Genomic DNA, 21372 nt, shown 5'->3' with positions numbered 1-21372 from the left:
CCTTGGGTTTAGGTCAGCAATACCTTTGTTCAAGATGAATTTTGGAAAAAGTCAGTAGAAACTTGATAATTGGCCGCGGTCAAATGTATAAATAGCCGCGGTCATTTATACAATTGGCCGCGGCCAATTGTTTGATTGAACTTTATGAAATTTTGGTTTCCTAAGGATGAAATTGACTCCCAGTACATACAATCCGCCAAATGGTGTACGAATCAAATCGAATAATGCAACGCAAAGAACAAAAAGCCTGCAACTAAAAAAAAGTTCCGATAAGCAACAAGTGGTATTTTTCCCCTATTTCAGGGTGGATTCTTCTCCCGGCCTTTCCCCTACTTCCCGCAACAAACCGTAACAAAAAACAACGTTTTGCCGTTTGAGAAGACGGAGATTTTTAGCACTAAACATCATTAGATATATAAAGCTTGAATTTAGCACTTCACTTTCACAGAAGCACGCCCCCCGCGTTTGCAAAATGGCTATAAGCGGTTGTGATTCTTGTCATTGATTTAGTTGTCCAACTTTTTTAAGCGTTTCGGTTAATTCGTCTGGTTTGTTTGTTCCGATAAGCAATTTCTTTTTGTCTGTAAATTCAAGTTGCAAACCTTTGTCACCTGAAACATTATAGGCAGTTCCTTTTCCAAAAAGTCCAAGTCGCAAGCCCCAACCACCGTATTCGGTCAGCGGTGAATATTGTCTAACGTATGATTTTGTCAAACTGTCCCAAGAGTAATGTTTGAACTTTAAATGAAACGGGAAAAAACGAACATATATTCCATCTTTTGTTATAGTTGTGTCAAGGCGAAAGTTTACAAACAAAATTGTCAATACGATTGTCAGCACTGTTGTAACAATAAGTCCTACATTACTCATAGGTTTGTCACCAAATTGTTGGCCACCGATAACTTGTTTGAATAGTCCAAATAAAAAAAGTCCATTAATTCCTAACAGAATTAACCATAACCACCATTGCTTAAATTTTTGACTTTCTGTAAATAATACTTCGTTGGCCATTGTCTGTTCGTTTTATGTTTTCACTTTGGGTTTGCGGTCGTCCTACCATAACCGCTAACTTGCGGTTTGTAACTCGTGGAATTCGTGTTTATTTTTTGACTATTGGGAATGATTGCAAAAAACAAGAGTCATCACAAATTCGCGACAATCAATTTGGCCGTTTTTTCGCTGGCACCAATACCTCCCAATTTTTCTTCCAGCTCATCATATTTATGCAAAAGAGCTTTGCGATAATCAGGGTTCAAGATTTTCTTCAATTCTTCCCGAATAGGTTTCCGGGAGCATTGCTCTTGAATCAATTCGGTCACGACTTCTTGATCCATGATCAAGTTGACCAACGAAATATATTTTAGGGTAATGATGCGTTTGGCTATTTGATAGGAAATCCAACTCCCTTTGTAACAAACCACTTCCGGAACTTTAAAAAGCGCCGTTTCCAGTGTTGCCGTTCCCGAAGTCACTAATGCTGCCGTGGCGTTTTGCAATAACGGATACGTTTGATTCGAAACAAATTTGATGTTTTCATTGGTTATAAAACCTTCATAAAAAGAAAATTCCTGGCTTGGCGCACCGGCAATCACAAATTGATATTCCGGAAAATCATTGACCACGCTCAACATCACCGACAGCATTTTGGCAATTTCCTGTTTGCGGCTTCCGGGCAAAATGGCAATAATCGGTTTCTCGCTCAATTGGTTTTCTTTTTTAAAAATAGTGCCATCAATTCTTGGTTGTTCGTGAATGGCATCAATCAGTGGATGGCCCACAAATTCAACGGCGAAATGATGTTTGCTTTCATAGAAATCTTTTTCGAAAGGCAAAATCACGTACATCTTGTCTATATCGCGTTTGATGTCTGCAATTCGGCTTTCTTTCCAAGCCCAAATTTGTGGCGAAATATAATAATGGGTTTTAAAACCTTCTGCTTTGGCCCATTTGGCAATGCGCAAATTAAAACCGGGATAATCTATAAAGATAATCACGTCGGGTTGAAAATCTACAATGTCTTTCTTGCATATTTTGATATTGTTCAAAATCGTTTTTAGATGAAAAAGCACTTCGACAAAACCCATAAAAGCCAATTCCTTGTAATGCTTTACCAAAGTTCCGCCCACGGCCTGCATCAAATCGCCTCCCCAAAACCGAATCTCGGCATTGGAATCCTCTTTGTACAATCCTTTCATCAAATTTGAACCGTGTAAATCCCCCGAAGCTTCTCCTGCTATAATGTAGTATTTCATTTTTGCCGTTTCATCAAATTTATGCAAATAAAGTAACAATCGCAATAATAATAACCGCCAGAACTACTCCTCGAGCCATAATCTCTTTATTCATTTTTAGTAAAATACCAAAAGCAACCAAATCAAGAATGGAACCCAATGTAATTAATTTACCTATTTTCCCCTCAGATTTCATCGCTTGAATTCCAGCCAAGAAATCAAAGTCCGTAAAAAAAGTTATGAAAATATAACTTCCAATCGCGGAAGCCAAAATCCCGATAACAAAACCAATTACTAATTCCGTCTTATTCATTCCATTTCCAAGTATTGAGTTGTTGAATGGCGTGATGTGCAGTCAAATCAAACTGTACCGGAACCACTGAAACATAGCCATTGGCAAGTGCCCATTCATCGGTATCTTCGCCGCGGTCTTGGTTGACAAATTCTCCGGTGAGCCAAAAGTAATCTCTCCCCTGGGGTGTTTGTCGTTTGTCGAATTTCTCCATCCAGATTGCTTTTGCTTGGCGACAAATTTTTATGCCTTGAATTTGCTCTTCCTTCAATTTTGGAAAATTCACGTTCAACACCACACTTTCGGGAAGTCCTTTCTCCAATACTTCTAACGTAATGGTTCGAATAAAGGATTTAATTTGCTCAAAATCGGCATTCCAATCGTAATCCAACAAAGAGAAACCAATGGCGGGAATTCCCTCGATTCCAGCTTCGACAGCAGCACTCATCGTTCCGGAATAAATCACGTTTATCGATGAATTCGAACCATGGTTCACTCCTGAGACACACAAATCCGGTTTTCTTTTCAGGATTTCGTTAACTGCCAGTTTCACGCAATCCACCGGAGTTCCAGAACAACTGTATTCCAGAATGCCCTCCTTGTCCGTGGAAATTTTATTGATATACAAAGTATCATTTATGGTTATGGAATGACCCGTCGCACTCTGGGGACTGTCAGGAGCCACGACAACGACCTCGCCTATTTCTGCCATAACGGCTATCAATGCCCGGATTCCGGGAGCCGAAACCCCGTCGTCATTAGTGACCAGGATTAAAGGTTGTTTTTTTTCCATTGGATGTGTATTCAAATTATTGGGATTAAATTCCAAATAAAAACTTGGAGACATTAAGCAAACAAAGAAACAAAATTAATACAGTTAGTAGATTAAACCCGAAAGAAAAAAAACAATTTTATATCTTTAACAAAAATTTATGCGAGTATTAGCAGTTGTTGGCATAGTTTTTTACGTAATTTGGATTTTAAATATTTATGGATACTATTATTAGTTTTATGAAACGAAATTATAAAATAATACTTGCTGTAGTTATACTTTCGGCAACCTTGTTTGCATTCAAGATTAATTCCACTAAAAGCGTGGATCCCGAAAAGGACAAAATGCTTTTGGAGTTATTGACGTTTGTAATCGAAAAAGGACATTACAGCCCCGCGACAATTGACGATACTTTTTCCAAAGGAATTTACAAAGATTATATTCAGGCACTGGATCCATCCAAAAGGTTTTTCCTGCAATCCGATATTGACGAATTTTCAAAATTCGAAACTGAATTAGACGATCAATTACTCAATAGAGACTTGACTTTTTTCAATCTTACTTATGACCGATTGATGACAAGAATGGAAGAAGGCAAAAAACTGTACAAAGATATTTTAAGCAGCCCGTTTGATTACAGCATTGACGAGACTTTCAATACCGATTATGAAAAAGCGCCTTATGTCAAAAACACGCAAGAACTAAAGGAAAGATGGCGCAAACAAATAAAATTGTCCACTCTTTCTTCGTTGACAGATCGCTTGAAAATTCAAGAAAACAAAGAAAAAGGAATTGTTGACAAGGATGTCAAAACCAATTCGGAGGTTGCAAAACCTGGTGAGTTTGTTGATGAATTAGCCATTTCTGAAAAAGAAAAATCTTCTGACGGCAAGCCAAAAACTTTTGAGGAATTAGAAAAAATCACGCGTGAAAGTTCCTTGAAATCATTGGACGAATATTTTGGATTCATGAAGGATTTAACTCGAGACGATTGGTTTTCGGTATACATCAATTCCATCACCTCCCGATTTGATCCACACACCAATTATTTTCCACCCGAAGAAAAAGAACGTTTCGATGTAAGCATCAGCGGAAAATTTGAAGGAATTGGAGCTCGTCTTCAAAAGAAAAACGACTTTACCGAAATCACGGAACTTATTTCAGGAGGTCCAGCTTGGAGAGGAAAACAACTCGAAGCAGGCGACATCGTGATGAAAGTAGCCCAAGGAAATGGAGAACCTCTTGACATTGTAGGAATGCGTCTAGACGATGTGGTCAAAAAAATTAAAGGTCCGAAAGGTTCCGAGGTTCGTCTTACCGTAAAAAAAGTGGATGGAAGCATCAAAACCATTTCAATCATAAGAGATATTGTTGAAATTGAGGAAACCTATGCAAAATCAAGCGTGGTGGAAAGAAATGGCGTAAAATATGGCGTAATCTATTTGCCAAAATTCTATATTGATTTTGAAAACAAGGACGGCCGTGATGCTGGAAAAGACGTTGCCGCAGAAGTGGAATCCTTGAAAAAAGCAGGGGTAAACGGAATTGTGCTTGATGTTCGCGATGATGGTGGAGGTTCGCTTTCGACAGTGGTGGATATTGCCGGTTTGTTTATCGAACAAGGTCCCATTGTGCAAATAAAATCCGCCGGACGAAAAAAAGAAGTTTTATATGATCGAGACAAAAAAATTGAATGGGACGGACCGTTGGTAATCATGGTCAACAGCTTTTCGGCTTCAGCTTCCGAGATTTTGGCAGCAGCCATTCAAGATTACAAAAGAGGAATCATCATTGGCAGCAAGCAAACTTATGGCAAAGGAACCGTTCAAAACGTGATTGATTTGAATTCATTTGTTCGAAGCAGCAGCTCAGGAGATTTAGGCGCATTGAAAACAACTACGCAAAAATTTTATAGAATAAACGGAGGCTCCACTCAACTAGAAGGCGTGAGCAGTGATATTGTCATGCCGGATCGCTATGCTTATTTGAAAATGGGCGAGCGCGATGTGGACAATGCCATGCCTTGGGACAAAATTGACCCCGCAACATACAGTGTTTGGACTAAAAACGCAAAATTTGAAAAAGCAATTGCAGATTCAAAGAAAAGAATCGCGCTGAATCCACAATTCAAATTAATCGAAGAAAATGCAAAATGGATTGATGAAAGAAGCAAAGAAAATTTGTACAGCCTGAAAATGGAAGCGTTTAAAAAGACCCAAAAAGCAATTGAAGACACCAATAAAAAATTCAAGCCAATTTCGGATTATGATTATCATGCAAAATTCACTTCCTTGCCGCAAGAAGCCGAAGCAATGAATAAAGATGCTTCCCTCAAAGAAAAAAGGGAAAGATGGCACGAGAGTTTATCGAAAGACATTTATGTAGAAGAAGCCTTGAATGTTCTGGACGATTTACAAACCAAACCTGTCGTGAAAAAAACGGTTCCCGTAACATTGAAGAAACAAAAACTAGTTAAAACATAAGCATTAACCTTCATTAATGACTCATACAAAGCAATCAACAACTGCTAGTACGCTCCAGAAATTCAAGAAAAATTTCTGGAGCGTTTTTAGTTTTGGAATCATTGTAGTTTTTCTTTTCGAATCGCTTTCCGTTTCCGTTTTATTGCCCAAAAATTCCAACAACGAAAAAAGAAACCCAAGCAACTCCTTTGATTACCTGCCTTCATCCACTACGAATCAAATCATAAAACACGATTATTTCACTTTATCCTATAGCGAAAAACACGAACAAGCAGAATGGGTTGCCTACGAATTGAAAAAAAGTTATGTAAAAAATGCCAATTTTAAAAGACCCTATTTCATAGAGGATTCGAAAGTAAAAACAGGTTCCGCTGATTGGCGCAATTATAAAAAATCAGGTTATGACAAAGGCCATCTTTGTCCGGCCGGTGATATGGAGTTTGCCATCAATGCGTATAACGACACTTTTTTTACCTCAAATATTTCTCCACAAAGACACGATTTCAATAGCGGGATTTGGAATAGATTAGAACAAAAAACGCGGTATTGGGCAACAAAATATGATGGCGTGTATGTAATTACCGGAGGCATTTTGGAACCTTCACTGAAAACAATTGGCAGAGAGAACGTTTCGGTTCCCAATTATTTTTATAAAATCTTGTTGGACAATTCCAATGGCCGTTATAAAATGATTGCTTTTTTGGTTCCAAGCAAAAAAAGTGACAAACCAATATATGATTTTGTGGTTTCAGTGGACCAAATCGAAAAAATGACCGGAATAGATTTCTTTCCAAAATTGAATGACAAAATCGAAAACAGTTTAGAGAAAAATAGCGATTATAAATCTTGGAGTTTTAATTAACTACCATTCGTTTACCTTATTGGCATCCATTTTTATAAAAATAAACAGCAAAATGGTAAAGCCCCAAAGTCCGGATCCTCCATAAGAAAAGAAAGGCAACGGCACGCCAATGGTTGGAAATACCCCCAATACCATGGCAATATTCACAAAGAAATGAATGAATAGAATTCCTGCCACACAGTAGCCATAAACGCGACTAAATTTTGTTTTCTGTCTTTCGGCGAGGTAAATAATCCTTAAAAACAATCCCACAAACAGGGCAATTACAAAAAGAGAACCCAAAAATCCCCATTCTTCGCCCACGGTTGTAAAAATATAATCCGTATGTTGTTCCGGCACAAAACCTCCTTTGGTTTGTGTTCCTTCAAGAAATCCTTTTCCAAACCAGCCTCCTGAGCCAATGGCAATTTCAGATTGATTTGTATTATAACCAATCCCTTTCATGTCGACGGCTTTTCCCAACAATATATTAAAACGATCACGGTGGTGTTGTTTGAACACATTTTCGAAAACATAATTCACGGACAAGACAAATCCGGAAATCAAAACAAAAAGAATGCTGCTCAAAACAATATTTCTGTCACCTAATCTAGACTTGAAATGAACCAAAACTATCACCAATAAAGCCAGAAGAATTACATATTGAGGTTGCAACACAAGTGTCAACACGAATAAAAGAATGGCCAAAAATCCAGTCCAAATATACCAGGCAGGCAAACCTTCGCGATATAAAACAACAATAAAAATGCTGTATATCAAGGCACTTCCCGGATCCGGCTGCGGCAATATCAACATCACCGGCAAAAAGACAATGGCCAATGCTTGGATTTGTCGATTGACATCTTTTAAATTGATTTGCGTATCGCTTAAATATTTGGCCAATGCCAATGCTGTTGCGGCTTTTGCAAATTCCGAAGGTTGAAGCGTAAAACTTCCAAAAGCATACCAGCAACGTTGACCGGCTATAGTCTTCCCAAACGCAAACAATCCTGCCAAGGACAACAAGGAAATTCCATAGATAATACTGGCATATTTTTCATAAAATTTTCCATCAACAGAAAGAATGACGAAAATTAATGGAATGGTCAACACAATAAAGATTAACTGCTTTTCAAAAGTATCTTCCATGGACGACAACGAAGAGGAATAGATGTTCAACCAACCCATTATTACTAATAAGCTGTAGATGATGACACATATCCAATCGAGATTGTTCTTTATACTTTGATTTTTCATTTCAAATGAATCGCTAGTTAATTGCTTTTAGTAGTATCAATTTTTGGCAATAGAATTGCTGTTTTCTTTTTCAAAATGGAATCCTTTCTTCTCATTTCTCGTTTAACCACTTCAGACAAACCACCTAACTTGGCGTATCGATCTTGCAAACTTCTCTCCAAGGTCCTTTTTTCCAAGTCGGTTCTGGTAATCTTTCCTCTTAAGTATTTCTCAATCATTAAACTGGCTATTGGTCCGGCAATGGTTGAACCAAAACCTCCATTTTCGATCATGATGGCGATAGCGATTTTAGGATTGTCTTTGGGTGCAAACGCCACAAAAATGGAGTGATCTTCTAGTTGTGTTCTTTTGCCATCTATTTTTGCAAAATTCTCTGCAGTCCCAGTTTTACCGCAAATATCAATACCTTCCACCCTTAAACCAGCGGCTGTTCCCATATTGTAAACATCAAACAAACCACTTATCATGGGTTCAAAATATTTTTTATCTATGGTAGTCACGTGTTTGGTGGTAAACTTCGAGTCAATTTTATGACCCTCAATTTTCTTGATGATATGGGGCGTGTAATAATAACCCCTGTTGGCTACCGTTGCCATCATATTGGCCAATTGAATGGGTGTCATCAAGACCTCTCCTTGTCCAATGGCATTTGATATAATGGTTTTTCCACTCCAACCCCAATCTGGATACATTTTTTTGTAGGTTTTAGATGTGGGAACCTTTCCTTTTTTTCCTGTTGGCAAATCATAACCCATAAATTGTCCAAGTCCAAAACTTTTCACATGGTTGCTCCAAACATCCACGGCATAAGGTGCACTGGCATATTTTCCAATAGTTCGTAAATAAACATTGGAAAAATAGGCATTGCAGGATTTATAAATTCCAACGTGAAGATCACGAGCTCCTCCTCCACAATGGCATCCTTGAAATCTACCAGGCGCATAAGCAAAACCGTGATTACACATAAAAGTGGTATTCAATTCTATCACGTTTTCTTGAAGTCCCACAAGTCCAGTCAGGATTTTAAATGGAGATCCAGGAGGATATTCTGCCAATAGTCCTCTGTCATAAAGAGGTTTTGCAATGGAATCGCGGTACAACAAAGTATAATTTTTGGACCTTTGACGACCCACCAAAATGGCCGGATCATAAGACGGTGCCGTTACCAATGCCAAAATCTCGCCAGTTGATGGCTCGATGGCGACAATTCCACCTCTTTTGTTGACCATTAATTCCTCACCATATTGTTGAAGCACCATATCCAGGGTAAGGTTGATGTCTTCTCCCTGAACGGCAATGGTATCGTATTTTCCATCCTTGAAGGAACCAATTTCGCGATTAAATTTATCTTTCTGATAATATTTCACGCCTTTGATACCACGTAATATTTCTTCATAACTCTCTTCAACGCCTTGTTTGCCAATTAAATCTCCGCTGTTGTAATACGGATTTTTTTCAATCTGCTTTTCGTTGACTTGGGTAATGAACCCAAAAACATTGGCCCCAAAATTAACTTGATAATCTCGAAGGGAACGTTTTTGAAAATAAAAGCCTTCAAATTTTCGCATTTTTTCTTGGAACGCTGCAAATTCACTTTTGTTCAATTGAGGTAAAAACACGGAAGGCAAACGAGGGCTGTACACCTTGGCTTTGGCAATTTTTTTCAAAAAATCTTCTTTGGTAATATCCAATAATTGGCAAAATTCCAAAGTGTCAATATTTTTTATGTCTCTTGGAATGACCATGATGTCGTAAGAAGGCTGGTTTGCAACCAACAATACTCCGTTTCTGTCATAAATATAACCTCTTTCGGGATAGTCATATTTAATTTTGATGGCATTATTGTCTGATTTTAATTTAAAAGAATCATCAATAATTTGCAAATAGAAAAGACGTAATACCAGTAAAGACGCTACAATAATAATCAAGGAAGGAAGCAGCAATTTTCTCATCTTCTATTCGGCTTAATAAGATATATTATTATAATACAGATAATAATTGTAAAAATGGTGCTTAACAGTGTTCTAAACAAAGTATCCAACAGGAAACCGATACTAAAGGCTTCCAACAGGAACAAAATAAAATGGTGAATTAACACTGAAAGCAGTATAAACGAAAATCTTTCGGGTGTCAAAACATCATTTAACCTAATAGTTTGGTATTCATAACTTAACCCAAAGGAAAATTTGAAAAGATACGGTCTATAATACGCCAAAATTAAACATGCCGTCGTGTGGATTCCTCCTGAATTACTGAACATGTCCATAATAATTCCCAGAAAAAAACCAGCCAATAAAAGCCCGAATTTATTGCCGTTTACCGGATATAATATTATAAAAAGAACATAGGGAAATGGACTGATGTAACCCAAAAAGTTCATATTGTTGAAAATAACTATTTGGACTGCCAGCAAAAGCAGAAAACGAAAAATATTTACGAATAAGGCACTATTCATCTTTTTCTTCCTTTTTTTCTAAATTGATAATTTCTTCACGATTCTTGCTTTTGATGATATATACGTGACCCAAATTAGTCATGTCATTAAATAGTTTTACTTCTATCTTGAAATAATGAGTTTCTACTTCTTCATAAATTCTGTCAATAGTTCCAATATTGATGTTTTCAGGAAATATTACTGATTGTCCACCTGTCACGATGGTATCTCCTTTTCTTATGCTTGCCAATCTAGGAACATCCATCAATTGCACATAACCGGTACTTTTGCCGTCCCAAGTCAAAGACCCAAAATGATTTGACTTTTTAAGTTTGGCGTTGATTTGGGATTTTATGTTCAAGATACTGACTACGGTAGCATAATTTGCCGATGTGTTGTCAATGATTCCCACAATTCCCAAACTGTTGATGACACCCATGTCTGGTTTCACGCCCTGAAGACTGCCAGAATTCAAGGTCAAGTAATTTTCGTGCGAATTAAAGGAGTTGTGAATTACTTTAGAAACGATAATATCTTTGGGATGCAATCCTTTGATGCTGTCCAATTTTGGAATTGCAGCTGTATCCTTTACAGCAAAAAGCAGGCTTCTTAATTTCGCGTTTTCTTGGGCAAGTGCATCGTTTTGGGTTCTCAAATTCAAATATTCGCTCACGTTGTTGATGCGTTCATAAACTCCACCACTCAAAAAATTGGCAGAACTAATCACTTTACTTCGATGATACGAATGGGATTGAATGGTAAGAAATAACGAAATACCCAAAAGCAGCAAAAACAGCAACCTATTGCTGTTTTTATAAATAAAATTAAATATTTGCTGCATTTTCTACCTTTATAAAATATATGTAAAACCTTAAATATAACACCCTCAACTAAATACTTCCTTATTTAATCAAAACACTTTTAAATTTTACAAGATTTTTAAGTGCCATTCCCGTTCCACGAACTACTGCTCTCAATGGGTCTTCGGCGATGTAAACCGGCAAATCTGTTTTTTGTGAAATTCTTTTGTCCAATCCTCTCAACATCGATCCTCCACCGGCAAGATAAATCCCCGTGTTGTAAATATCCGCTGCTAATTCAGGAGGTGTTTGGGACAAGGTTTCCATTACGGCATCTTCAATTCGCTGAATGGATTTATCCAAAGCCTTGGCAATTTCTCTATAAGAAACCGCTACTTGTTTAGGTTTACCGGTCAATAAATCTCTACCTTGAACCGACATTTCTTCTGGAGGAGATTCTAAATCTTCGATGGCTGCTCCTACTTGAATTTTTATTTTTTCCGCAGTGCTTTCTCCAACAAAAAGGTTGTGTTGGGTACGCATGTAATACACGATGTCATTGGTAAAAACGTCACCGGCAATTTTCACCGATTTGTCACACACAATTCCACCCAATGCTATAACGGCGATTTCCGTTGTTCCTCCTCCAATATCCACAATCATGTTTCCTTTTGGCTGCATGATGTCGATGCCGATACCAATTGCCGCAGCCATTGGTTCGTGAATCAAATATACTTCTTTACCATTTACTCTTTCACAAGACTCTTTTACCGCTCTCATCTCCACTTCGGTAATTCCGGAAGGAATACAAACCACCATTCTCAATGCTGGCGTAAACATTCTTTTTTTCAATGCCGGAATGCTTTTGATGAGCATGCTGATCATTTTTTCGGAAGCATCAAAATCGGCAATTACACCGTCTTTCAAAGGCCTTATCGTTTTAATGTTTTCATGGGTTTTCCCTTGCATCATATTGGCTTCTTTACCAACGGCAATAATTTTTCCCGAAATTCGATCGCGAGCAACTATGGAAGGGCTATCAATTACGACTTTATCATTGTGTATGATTAAAGTGTTTGCGGTACCAAGGTCTATCGCAATATCCTCGGTCATGAAATCAAAAAATCCCATAAATTTTTAAGGGTTTAAAAGTTATAAATTTGTGACGTACAAAGCTAAACAAATTAATGTTTGAAATGACGTGTTCCTGTAAATACCATTGCAACTTTATTTTCATTGCAATAATCAATGCTCAATTGGTCTTTTATGGATCCTCCTGGTTGAATAACAGCTGTTATTCCAGCATTTTTCGCAATTTCCACACAATCCGGAAAAGGGAAAAAAGCATCACTCGCCATCGAAGCACCTTCTAAGCTAAATCCAAATGTACGTGCTTTTTCAATAGCTTGCAACAAGGCGTCCACTCTTGAGGTTTGTCCTGTTCCCGATGAAATCAAGGTTCCATTTTTGGCAAAAACTATCGTGTTGGACTTGGTATTTTTACACACTTTTGACGCAAAAATCAAATCTTCCATTTCTTGTTCCGTTGGCGCTGTTAAGGTAACGGTTTTTAAGTCTGCTTTAGTATCCGTGATGTTGTTTCTTTCTTGAACCAAAATTCCATTCAAGCAAGTTCGCACTTGTTTTTGAGGCAATTCCACATCGTTTTGAACCAAGATGATTCTGTTTTTCTTCTCTTGCAAAATGGCAATGGCCGCTTCATCATAACTTGGAGCAATCACCACTTCACAAAATAATTTGTTGATCTCGTTAGCAGTTTCAACATCAATTTTTGAATTGGCAATCAAAACACCACCAAAAGCTGAAGTTGGATCACAAGCCAAAGCCACGTTATACGCTTCACTAATGGTTGGTCTTGTTGCCAATCCGCAAGCGTTGTTGTGTTTTAAAATGGCAAAAGTTGGTTCGTCATTTTTGAATTCGTTAATCAAATTCACGGCTGCATCAACATCCAATAAATTATTGTATGACAATTCTTTTCCATGCACTTTGTTGAACATCGCGTCAAAATCACCAAAGAAAAATCCTTTTTGGTGTGGATTTTCTCCATATCTCAACACTTGTCCGTCAGCAATACTGGTTTTCAAAATGGTTTCATCCGTATTGAAATAGTTGAAAATTGCCGTATCATAATGAGAAGAAACGTGGAATGCTTTAGTGGCAAATAATTTTCTGTCTTCCAATGTTGTTGCTCCGTTTTGTTTACTGATGGTATCCAAAAGCAAAGGATATTCTGCAACCGAAGGAACGATTACGGTATCCTTGAAATTTTTTGCGGCAGCACGAATTAATGAAATTCCTCCAATATCAATTTTTTCGATAATATCGCTTTCGCTGGCTCCCGAAGCAACCGTTTTTTCGAAAGGATACAAATCAACAATCACCAAATCAATTTGAGGAATGTCGTATTCCTTCATTTGTTGCACATCGCTTTCGTTGTCTTGACGATTCAAGATTCCGCCGAAAACTTTCGGGTGCAAGGTTTTCACTCTTCCGCCAAGAATGGATGGATAAGAAGTGACATCTTCAACCGGCACAACTGGAATACCAAGATTTTTAATAAATTCTTCCGTTCCTCCAGTAGAATAAAAGATTACGTTTTGCTCGTGTAATTTCTTTATTATGGGTTCTAAACCCTCTTTTGAAAAGACGGAAATTAATGCCGATTTGATTGTTTTAGTTGTGTTCATCGTGTAGTTAGAATTTTGTGGTGCAAAAGTAGTTTTTTTGATGTTAAAATTCAAATGTATTTCTGTAACAATATCTTAAAAAACACTACCAATACGGCAGTGAGTTTTCATTAGGTTTATGAAGAAAATTTTTGGAATTTTACAATAACACAAATCCCGGTTTTATGCTAGTTTATTTTCGACTATTATCAGAGAGTTTCCGTTTTGCAATAAATGCCTTGCGCAACAACAAACTGCGCACATTATTGTCGCTACTTGGCGTAACCATTGGAATATTTTCGATTATAGCAGTACTTGCCGCCGTAGATTCATTAGACAGAAAAATCACGAAAGATTTGAGTTCTTTAGATAAAAACACCATTTATTTAATGAAAATGTCGTTTGGTCCTTCAGAAATTCCGCAGTGGAAAAGAGAGCAATTCCCGAATGTAAAATACGATGAATACATTTATTTGAAAGGTGCAATGACCAATACCGATCAAATGGGCTACCAAATATTTACCAAAAGAGAATCCATTAAAAGTGGCTCGAATACCGTATCTGACGTCAATGTTGTTCCCGTTTCGCACGAGTTTATCGACATCCAAGGACTTGAGTTCGAAGATGGACGATTTTACAATGAATCCGAAGCAAACTCGGCCGCTCCTGTCGTGGTTATAGGTAATGAAATTGCAAAATCATTATTTGAGGATGCAGATCCCATTGGCAAAAAAATACGTTTGTATGGCCAGCGTTTTACCGTTATCGGGGTTTTGAAAAAAGAAGGATCCGGAATGTTCGGCAACAATGACACATCGGCTTTCATCCCCGTGAATTTCGTCAGACAAAGATTTGGCGACAACAACAAGGCATTGGTAAACGTAATCATTTTCAAACCCCAAAGCGGAGTCGACATGGACGCTTACAAAGCAGAAATCAGCCAAAAATTAAGAAGCTTTCGTGGCGTGAAAGCGGGAGAAATAGACAATTTCTTCATTAATGTTTTCTCGGGATTCACAGATTTAATTGACGGAATTATTTCTCAAATGAATATGGTTGGCTGGATCATTAGCGGATTTTCACTTCTTGTGGGCGGTTTTGGGATTGCTAACATTATGTTTGTTTCCGTAAAAGAACGCACCAATCTCATTGGAATCCAGAAATCTTTGGGAGCCAAAAACCGTTTTATTTTGTTCCAATTTTTGTTCGAAGCCATTATTCTTTCGGTAATTGGAGGAATTATTGGTTTATTCATGGTTTGGATTATCGCCCTTGTTTTGACCAAAGCCCTGGAGTTTGAATTCGTTTTGGGAATAGGCAATATTCTTTTGGGAACAGGATTGGCCGCGCTAATTGGTTTAATCTCAGGGATTCTCCCTGCCATTTCAGCTGCAAAACTGGATCCCGTGGAAGCAATTAGGACTGGAATGTAGTTTTTCTTGGAATCAGGTTAATAAAAAAGTTGACCCCAAATTACACAAATTCACGCAAATTCTTGAATCAAGCAAAGCAAACAGGCGAAGTAAATTCGGTTTAAACACAGTAAAATTTGTGACAATTTGCGCAATTTGTGGTCGAAAACTTTAAAGCAATAACTCGGCCATATTCAAAGAATGCTAATCTAATAAAACGGAAACCGTATCTTTGCGGCATCATAAACCGTTATATTAAAAAATATGAGCAACGCCGTCGCTGGATTTTCAAAATTATCCAAAGAAGAAAAAATAAACTGGGTCGCCAAAGAATATTTTTCCAATCCTTCAGAAGCAATAGCTTTACTAAAAACCTATTGGAATTCTGACGAGAAAATTCAAAAACTACACGATGAATTCATAGAAAACACGATAAGCAATTTTTACATTCCGCTTGGAGTTGCGCCCAACTTTCTGATTAACGGAAAATACAACAGCATTCCGATGGCGATTGAAGAAAGTTCTGTCGTGGCTGCAGCATCAAAGTCAGCGAAATTCTGGTCCACTCGCGGCGGATTTAAAGCCACCGTCATAAATACTGAAAAGATAGGCCAAGTCCATTTTATTTTCAAAGGGGATGAATCTAAACTTGCCCTGTTTTTTGCCCAAACCAAAGCCCACTTTTTTACCAATACGGAAAGCATTACCAAAAACATGCAAAAGCGTGGCGGCGGAATTCTGGATATTATCCTGAAAGACAAGACGGATTTATTGCCCAATTATTTTCAACTGCACGCCACTTTTGACACCAAAGACAGCATGGGCGCCAACTTTATCAATTCCTGTTTGGAGCAATTTGCCCAAACCTTGAAAGAAGAAGCCCAAGTTTATGATTTGTTTTCCGAAGAAGAAAAAGACATCGAAGTCGTGATGAGCATTCTCTCTAATTATGTGCCCAATTGCATCGTTCGTGCCGAAGTTTCCTGTCTGGTTGATGACCTTGTGGAAAAACACATCCCGAATCCAAAAGCATTTGCCGAAAGATTCATCAGAGCGGTTCAAATTGCCGAAGTGGAACCTTTTCGAGCCGTAACCCACAACAAAGGCATCATGAACGGAATCGACGCCGTTGTACTTGCCACGGGAAATGATTTCCGTGCCGTTGAAGCTGGAATTCATGCTTATGCTTCCCGAAACGGAAACTATTCGAGTTTGTCGCACGCCAAAATCGAAAATGGTATTTTTAGTTTTTGGCTGGAAGTTCCGTTGGCTTTGGGAACGGTTGGCGGTTTGACTTCGTTGCATCCATTGGTAAAATTATCATTGGAAATGTTGGAAAATCCATCTGCCGAAGAACTAATGCAGTTTGTTGCAGTGGCAGGTTTGGCACAAAATTTTGCAGCCTTGCGTTCATTAACCACCACGGGAATCCAAGACGGACACATGAAAATGCACCTGAACAACATCCTGAACCAGTTTGACGCCAATGATGAAGAACGCCATGCCATTCGCAAACATTTCAAACACCACGTGGTTTCCCACAGTGCCGTCGTGGATTATATTGAAACCTTAAGGAAGCAAATTTAATATCAACCACAAATTTCACAAATTCTCGAGAATTAATTTGTGCAATTTGTGGTTAGAAATAGAACCCAATAAACTAAATGAAGAAAGAATTTTACAGTAACGGAAAACTATTTATTACGGGAGAATATTTGGTTCTTGATGGTGCCAATGCTTTTGCCTTGCCAACAAAATTTGGACAAAACCTGATTGTGGAAAAAGGAAACAATCAAGAAATAAAATGGACAAGTTATGACGTTGATGGACACATTTGGTTTGAAGACACTTTTTCGTTTGCGGATATTTCGAATAAAATAATCACAGAAAATACATCTGTAAGAAACACGCTGATAGAAATCCTGCACGAAGGGTATTTATTAAATCCTGATTTTATGAATCCTTCCGAAGGTTTTAAAATTACAACGGAACTCACATTTCCTAGAAATTGGGGGTTGGGAACTTCTTCAACCTTGATTAATAATATTGCACAATGGCTAAATATTGATGCTTTTGTTTTGCTTAATAATAGTTTTGGCGGCAGCGGTTACGACATTGCCTGTGCACAAAATGACGGCCCTATTTTGTATCATTTGGATAAGGGCAAACCAATTGTCGAAAAAGTAAGTTTCGAGCCTGAATTCTCTGAAAATCTATATTTCGTTTATTTAGATAAAAAACAAAACAGTAAAGCGGCTATCGCTTCATATCACAACAACAAAAACAAAGATTTAGCCGATGCGATTATCAAAAATAATAAAATAACTCAAGCAGCTTTAAAGGCGAAAACCCTTCATAAATTTGCCTTAGCATTGGAAGAACACGAAGCTAAAATGAGCAACATCCTGGAAATGAAAACCATAAAAGAATCCTTGTTTCCCGACTTTAATGGCATCATCAAAAGCCTTGGTGCTTGGGGAGGCGATTTTGTTTTGGCCATCGCCAAAGAAAATCCAGAAGATTATTTCAGGGAAAGAGGTTTCAAAACCATCGTTTCTTATAAGGACATGATTTTGTGATTTGTAGCTACAAAGTCAAAAAAATTAGTGTCTTTTTATATCTTCCGATTGTATTTTAAACAAAAAAAATCCCGATTGCTCGGGATTTTTATATTTAATTAAGTTTCAATTTAGTAATTAAATTGAGCTCTGTTGTCTTTAATTTTCGCATTGTCTTTCAAAGCTGGAATAACTCTGTTAGCATCTCCTGCACTTTGAGCTTTTAGTTTAGAAACATAAGCTGCGTGGCTTTTCAATACTGGTGCTTTGAACGTGCTTTTGTTCAACACTACATAAACTCCTGTATTTCCTTCGATTGGAGCAGAAAGTTTTCCTGCTGCCAATGCGAATGCGTTTCCAACCACTTTAGGCTCTTGACCAACTCCACCAGTCAAAACTGGATTATCCATGGTAACGTCAACAGCTTGTTGAATTGGCGCACCAACTGCTTTTGCAATCGCTTCCAATGAAGTTCCTGCCATTTTAGCTTTAATTAATTCAGCTTTTTTCTTGTTTTTAAGAATTGGTTCTGCATAAGGTCTAACCAAATCTATGGCCATTAATCCTTCTGGATTTACTTTTTTAACTTTTGCGATAACGTGACCCAAATTAGCCACTTCAAATCTTTTGATGGCTCCTACATCGGTTCCGTCTTCGAAAGCCCATCTCACGATGTTTCTTTGGTTACCCAATGCTCCAAAAGATTCGTCCATACCTTTCACGGTAACTGCTGGTGCAATTTTCAATTTCATGGCTGCGGCAGTTTTGGCAAAATCTTTTTCGATTGCATCGATTTCAAATTGTGTTGCTTGAGTAAATACTTTATCCGAAGTCATTTCTGAAGCTTCCACTTTTTGGGCGATTGTTGCCAAACGAATTCCGTCTTGCTTGTCGGTTACTTTAATGATGTGGAAACCGAAAGGAGTTTCTACCAATCCAACTTTCCCGATAGGATTGTTGAATACAAAATCATTAAACGGTTTCACCATTTGATTTGGACCAAAATATCCTAAATCACCACCTTGTTGAGCCGATGAATCATCAGAAGCCGTGAAAGCCAACATCAAGAAACTATCCGGATTGGCGTTTACTTGGGCCAAGATCGCTTCTGCTTTTGCTTTGGCTTCTTCTTTGGTTCTCTTTTCTTTTTGGTTTGGAACTTGTGTTCCTTCATAGCTAATCAAGATGTGACTTGCTTTTGCATTGGCTCCTACTTTTCTGCCCATTGATTTTGAAATACAATAGTATTTTCCGAACATGTATGGACCATAAATTTCACCTGGCGCCAAGTTGTATAATTTGTCGGCATCAATGGCAGGCAAATCTTTTTTGGCAACATAAGTAGAATCATAAGGAACATCTGAATTTGAATTCACGAATTCGATGGTGTTTGTTGCGGCTTTAAATCCTGGCAAGGTGTCGTTTTTGCCTGTGGCGTTGTTGTAAACCACTCTTCCGGACAACAATGCGTTTATTTTGGATTTCACTTCGGCTTCGTCTTCTGGAGAGGCTTTGTCTTCGATCAAAACATATTCTACTTCACGTGTTTCGTCCGCTTTGTATTTTTTCTCGTTCTTTTTCATGAAAGCCACAATTTCATCATCTGTAACTTTTACTTCACTGTCTTTAATTGTAGAATACAATCCAGCCACATAAGCAAAATTCACTTTGTTGGATTCCATTTCATATTTCAATTTTCCTTCACTTTCAGTTGTGTACAATCCAGCTTTTATCAAATTGTTATAAATTTGATATTTGGCGTTAAGCTCGGCGTCTTTTTCCCTGTCTTTCAAGAACTGTGCTTGCTCTGGATTTGACTTGAAGTATTCTTTGAATTTAGCTTCGTCAAAACCTCCTGCAGCGTTTAAAAACAGTGGATTTTGTCCTATATTTTGATCGGCTTTCAACACTTCCATAATGTGTTTTGGACCAACTCTCAAGCCTAATTTATCAAATTGAGAAGTTAACAAAGCAATAGAAACTTCTTGTTCCCAAACTCTATTTGCTGCTGCGGTTGGAGTGATTCCTTGTTGACTTTTTTCAAGATTGCTTACTTTTACTCTAAAGTCTTCAAATGAAATATCTTTCCCATCTATGCTTCCCACGTCTTTAGATGTACTACCAAAATTCCCTTTGTTGAAAAGACTTGGTACTAGAAATGCAAATAATGCGAATGCAATAACCACTATCATTAAAGCGGAACGTTGTCTAATTTTTGCTAAAACTGCCATTTTTATTGTTGTTAATTTTTATATTCAGTTTGCGAAAATACAATTATCTAATTAATAATTATACTACTAACACTATAATTTGCAAGAAAATTTGATTTGCCAAAAAAAATCATTCTTTTATTGTCATTTTAACCAATTCTATCTTCTTGTTTGTCGCTTCTTCAATGACAAAATGATAGATTCCTATGGTGATTACATCTCCTTTTTGAGGAATATCTTTAGTAAAATCGACTATAAATCCGCCGAGTGTTCCGTATGAATCATCTTCTGGAATTGAAAGTTTGTAGGTTTGGTTTAAATATTCGACGTCCAATCGAGCCGAGAAAATATAAGTGCCGTCTTCGAGTTCTTTTTCGATGAATTCTTCATCGGAATCGTGTTCGTCTTCAATTTCGCCAAAAAGTTCTTCGACAATATCTTCTATGGTAATAATTCCAGATGTTCCTCCGTATTCGTCCAAAACGACTGCCACGCTTTTTCGCTTTTTGGTCAGCAAGTTCATCGCGTCTTTTATATAGATGGTTTCGGGCACAAATTCTACCGGAATTACAATCGATTTGATGTTTTTAGGTTTCTTGAACAACTCAAAAGAATGAACGTAACCAATGATGTCATCGAGTGAATTTTGATACACCAAAATCTTGGAATAACCGGTTTCGATAAACATTTCTTTCAATTCGGCAACGGAATCAAACAAATCAACAGCCACGATTTCGGTTCTTGGACTCATGATATCCCTTGCTTTTACTCCAGAAAAATCCAAGGCATTTTGAAACATTTGAATCTCGGAATCCATTTCCTGAGAATCTTCAACGGTGCTCATTTGTTCGGTAATGTAATTTCCGAGTTCCGCTTTGCTAAAATACAAGGGCATTTGATCGCCTTCGGATTTGAAGAGTATTTTCAAAACAAAATCAGAAATCCAGATAAAAAAAGAGGAAATGTAATAAAACAACCTATAAAAACCATAAGCCGGAAGGGCAAAAACCTTTATCAAGGTATTGGCATAAATTTGAAAAAAAACTTTGGCCAAAAAATCGGCTGTCATCAAAACCACAATTGTCGTCAAAATGACTTGAATGGCCAAGGCCGCAAAATTCGAGAAATGAAATCCCAAAAAAGTGGTCCATTGCATCACCAATTCACCCATTAAAAACCCATAAACCACCAATGCAATGGTGTTGCCAATGAGCATTGCGGCAATAAATTTTGAGGGTTTTTCGGTAAGTTTTGTTAAAATATTGGAAATGAAACCATCTTGTTTCTTTTCTATTTCCAAGTAAATTTTATTGGAAGAAATGAAGGCAATTTCCATTCCCGAGAAAAAGGCACATAGTATTAAACACACTATTATGATACCAATTCCCATAA

17 protein-coding genes are annotated in these 21372 nt (G+C 37.6%); 5 read left to right on the top strand and 12 right to left on the bottom strand.

Annotation, left to right across the window (positions count from 1 at the left end):
• Positions 1-498: 498 nt before the first annotated feature.
• From C0430_RS12210 to surE, 4 genes are all read right to left on the bottom strand, one after another.
• Positions 499-1011: a hypothetical protein gene (locus tag C0430_RS12210; protein WP_290870561.1), complete on the bottom strand. Its 513-nt coding sequence runs from the start codon at positions 1009-1011 to the stop codon at positions 499-501.
• 131 nt (positions 1012-1142) lie between these two features.
• A complete protein-coding gene (gene lpxB, locus C0430_RS12205) occupies positions 1143-2252 on the bottom strand; it encodes a lipid-A-disaccharide synthase (RefSeq protein WP_290870558.1) in 1110 nt (369 codons plus the stop codon).
• 19 nt (positions 2253-2271) lie between these two features.
• Complete coding sequence (locus C0430_RS12200) at positions 2272-2544, bottom strand: hypothetical protein (protein ID WP_290870555.1); 273 nt, start codon at positions 2542-2544, stop codon at positions 2272-2274.
• Entirely contained in the window at positions 2537-3316 is a 780-nt protein-coding gene (gene surE, locus C0430_RS12195) for a 5'/3'-nucleotidase SurE (RefSeq protein ID WP_290870552.1), read from the bottom strand. The genes C0430_RS12200 and surE overlap by 8 nt, the downstream gene beginning before the upstream one ends.
• 197 nt (positions 3317-3513) lie before the next feature.
• Here surE and C0430_RS12190 point away from each other — a divergent pair, with 197 nt between their 5' ends.
• Both C0430_RS12190 and C0430_RS12185 read left to right on the top strand, forming a co-directional pair.
• Positions 3514-5778 carry a carboxy terminal-processing peptidase gene (locus C0430_RS12190; protein WP_290870549.1) on the top strand — a complete coding sequence of 755 codons (2265 nt, stop codon included), beginning with the start codon at positions 3514-3516 and terminating at the stop codon, positions 5776-5778.
• A 16-nt stretch (positions 5779-5794) separates the two neighbouring features.
• Positions 5795-6640 carry a DNA/RNA non-specific endonuclease gene (locus tag C0430_RS12185; RefSeq protein WP_290870546.1) on the top strand — a complete coding sequence of 282 codons (846 nt, stop codon included), beginning with the start codon at positions 5795-5797 and terminating at the stop codon, positions 6638-6640.
• On the opposite strand, the gene rodA is transcribed toward C0430_RS12185, so the two are convergent.
• The 6 genes from rodA to purH form a co-directional block, all read right to left on the bottom strand.
• On the bottom strand, positions 6641-7876 hold the full coding sequence (gene rodA, locus C0430_RS12180) for a rod shape-determining protein RodA (protein WP_290870543.1): 1236 nt from the start codon (positions 7874-7876) through the stop codon (positions 6641-6643).
• 17 nt (positions 7877-7893) lie between these two features.
• Positions 7894-9828 carry a penicillin-binding protein 2 gene (gene mrdA, locus C0430_RS12175; protein ID WP_290870540.1) on the bottom strand — a complete coding sequence of 645 codons (1935 nt, stop codon included), beginning with the start codon at positions 9826-9828 and terminating at the stop codon, positions 7894-7896.
• Positions 9825-10331, bottom strand: coding sequence for a rod shape-determining protein MreD (locus C0430_RS12170; RefSeq protein ID WP_290870531.1), 507 nt, complete (start codon positions 10329-10331; stop codon positions 9825-9827). The genes mrdA and C0430_RS12170 overlap by 4 nt, the downstream gene beginning before the upstream one ends.
• Positions 10324-11151, bottom strand: a complete 828-nt coding sequence (gene mreC / locus C0430_RS12165) for a rod shape-determining protein MreC (RefSeq protein ID WP_290870528.1) — start codon at positions 11149-11151, stop codon at positions 10324-10326. Before mreC ends, C0430_RS12170 begins: the two co-directional genes overlap by 8 nt.
• Before the next feature lie 61 nt (positions 11152-11212).
• Entirely contained in the window at positions 11213-12241 is a 1029-nt protein-coding gene (locus C0430_RS12160; protein WP_290870525.1) for a rod shape-determining protein, read from the bottom strand.
• Positions 12242-12294: 53 nt separating this feature from the next.
• Positions 12295-13821 carry a bifunctional phosphoribosylaminoimidazolecarboxamide formyltransferase/IMP cyclohydrolase gene (purH, locus tag C0430_RS12155; RefSeq protein WP_290870523.1) on the bottom strand — a complete coding sequence of 509 codons (1527 nt, stop codon included), beginning with the start codon at positions 13819-13821 and terminating at the stop codon, positions 12295-12297.
• Positions 13822-13985: 164 nt separating this feature from the next.
• Between purH and C0430_RS12150 the strand changes: the two genes are divergently transcribed.
• From C0430_RS12150 to C0430_RS12140, 3 genes are all read left to right on the top strand, one after another.
• Positions 13986-15233 (top strand): ABC transporter permease, encoded by a 1248-nt coding sequence (locus C0430_RS12150; RefSeq protein ID WP_290870521.1) that lies wholly within the window; start codon positions 13986-13988, stop codon positions 15231-15233.
• 243 nt (positions 15234-15476) lie between these two features.
• Positions 15477-16799 carry a hydroxymethylglutaryl-CoA reductase, degradative gene (locus C0430_RS12145; RefSeq protein WP_290870518.1) on the top strand — a complete coding sequence of 441 codons (1323 nt, stop codon included), beginning with the start codon at positions 15477-15479 and terminating at the stop codon, positions 16797-16799.
• Positions 16800-16876: 77 nt separating this feature from the next.
• Positions 16877-17791 (top strand): GYDIA family GHMP kinase, encoded by a 915-nt coding sequence (locus C0430_RS12140; protein WP_290870515.1) that lies wholly within the window; start codon positions 16877-16879, stop codon positions 17789-17791.
• 110 nt (positions 17792-17901) lie between these two features.
• Here the strand turns inward: C0430_RS12140 and C0430_RS12135 are convergent, their stop codons facing one another.
• Together C0430_RS12135 and C0430_RS12130 are read right to left on the bottom strand one after the other, a co-directional pair.
• A complete protein-coding gene (locus tag C0430_RS12135; protein ID WP_290870512.1) occupies positions 17902-20001 on the bottom strand; it encodes a peptidylprolyl isomerase in 2100 nt (699 codons plus the stop codon).
• 109 nt (positions 20002-20110) lie between these two features.
• Positions 20111-21370, bottom strand: a complete 1260-nt coding sequence (locus C0430_RS12130; protein ID WP_290870509.1) for a hemolysin family protein — start codon at positions 21368-21370, stop codon at positions 20111-20113.
• Between the last annotated feature and the right edge of the window lie 2 nt (positions 21371-21372).

Origin of the sequence: Flavobacterium sp., assembly GCF_013823965.1 — a bacterium.
Classification (GTDB): Bacteria; Bacteroidota; Bacteroidia; order Flavobacteriales; family Flavobacteriaceae; genus Flavobacterium.
The sequence above is the reverse complement of the archived record's forward strand: the minus strand, read 5'-3'. Positions and strand labels throughout refer to the sequence as shown.

Excerpts from the sequence above, each read along its gene's own strand:
- C0430_RS12210 (WP_290870561.1), bottom strand. The coding sequence starts at position 1,011 with ATGGCCAACGAAGTATTATTTACAGAAAGTCAAAAATTTAAGCAATGG.
- lpxB (WP_290870558.1), bottom strand. The coding sequence starts at position 2,252 with ATGAAATACTACATTATAGCAGGAGAAGCTTCGGGGGATTTACACGGT.
- C0430_RS12200 (WP_290870555.1), bottom strand. The coding sequence starts at position 2,544 with ATGAATAAGACGGAATTAGTAATTGGTTTTGTTATCGGGATTTTGGCT.
- surE (WP_290870552.1), bottom strand. The coding sequence starts at position 3,316 with ATGGAAAAAAAACAACCTTTAATCCTGGTCACTAATGACGACGGGGTT.
- C0430_RS12190 (WP_290870549.1), top strand. The coding sequence starts at position 3,514 with ATGGATACTATTATTAGTTTTATGAAACGAAATTATAAAATAATACTT.
- C0430_RS12185 (WP_290870546.1), top strand. The coding sequence starts at position 5,795 with ATGACTCATACAAAGCAATCAACAACTGCTAGTACGCTCCAGAAATTC.
- rodA (WP_290870543.1), bottom strand. The coding sequence starts at position 7,876 with ATGAAAAATCAAAGTATAAAGAACAATCTCGATTGGATATGTGTCATC.
- mrdA (WP_290870540.1), bottom strand. The coding sequence starts at position 9,828 with ATGAGAAAATTGCTGCTTCCTTCCTTGATTATTATTGTAGCGTCTTTA.
- C0430_RS12170 (WP_290870531.1), bottom strand. The coding sequence starts at position 10,331 with ATGAATAGTGCCTTATTCGTAAATATTTTTCGTTTTCTGCTTTTGCTG.
- mreC (WP_290870528.1), bottom strand. The coding sequence starts at position 11,151 with ATGCAGCAAATATTTAATTTTATTTATAAAAACAGCAATAGGTTGCTG.
- C0430_RS12160 (WP_290870525.1), bottom strand. The coding sequence starts at position 12,241 with ATGGGATTTTTTGATTTCATGACCGAGGATATTGCGATAGACCTTGGT.
- purH (WP_290870523.1), bottom strand. The coding sequence starts at position 13,821 with ATGAACACAACTAAAACAATCAAATCGGCATTAATTTCCGTCTTTTCA.
- C0430_RS12150 (WP_290870521.1), top strand. The coding sequence starts at position 13,986 with ATGCTAGTTTATTTTCGACTATTATCAGAGAGTTTCCGTTTTGCAATA.
- C0430_RS12145 (WP_290870518.1), top strand. The coding sequence starts at position 15,477 with ATGAGCAACGCCGTCGCTGGATTTTCAAAATTATCCAAAGAAGAAAAA.
- C0430_RS12140 (WP_290870515.1), top strand. The coding sequence starts at position 16,877 with ATGAAGAAAGAATTTTACAGTAACGGAAAACTATTTATTACGGGAGAA.
- C0430_RS12135 (WP_290870512.1), bottom strand. The coding sequence starts at position 20,001 with ATGGCAGTTTTAGCAAAAATTAGACAACGTTCCGCTTTAATGATAGTG.
- C0430_RS12130 (WP_290870509.1), bottom strand. The coding sequence starts at position 21,370 with ATGGGAATTGGTATCATAATAGTGTGTTTAATACTATGTGCCTTTTTC.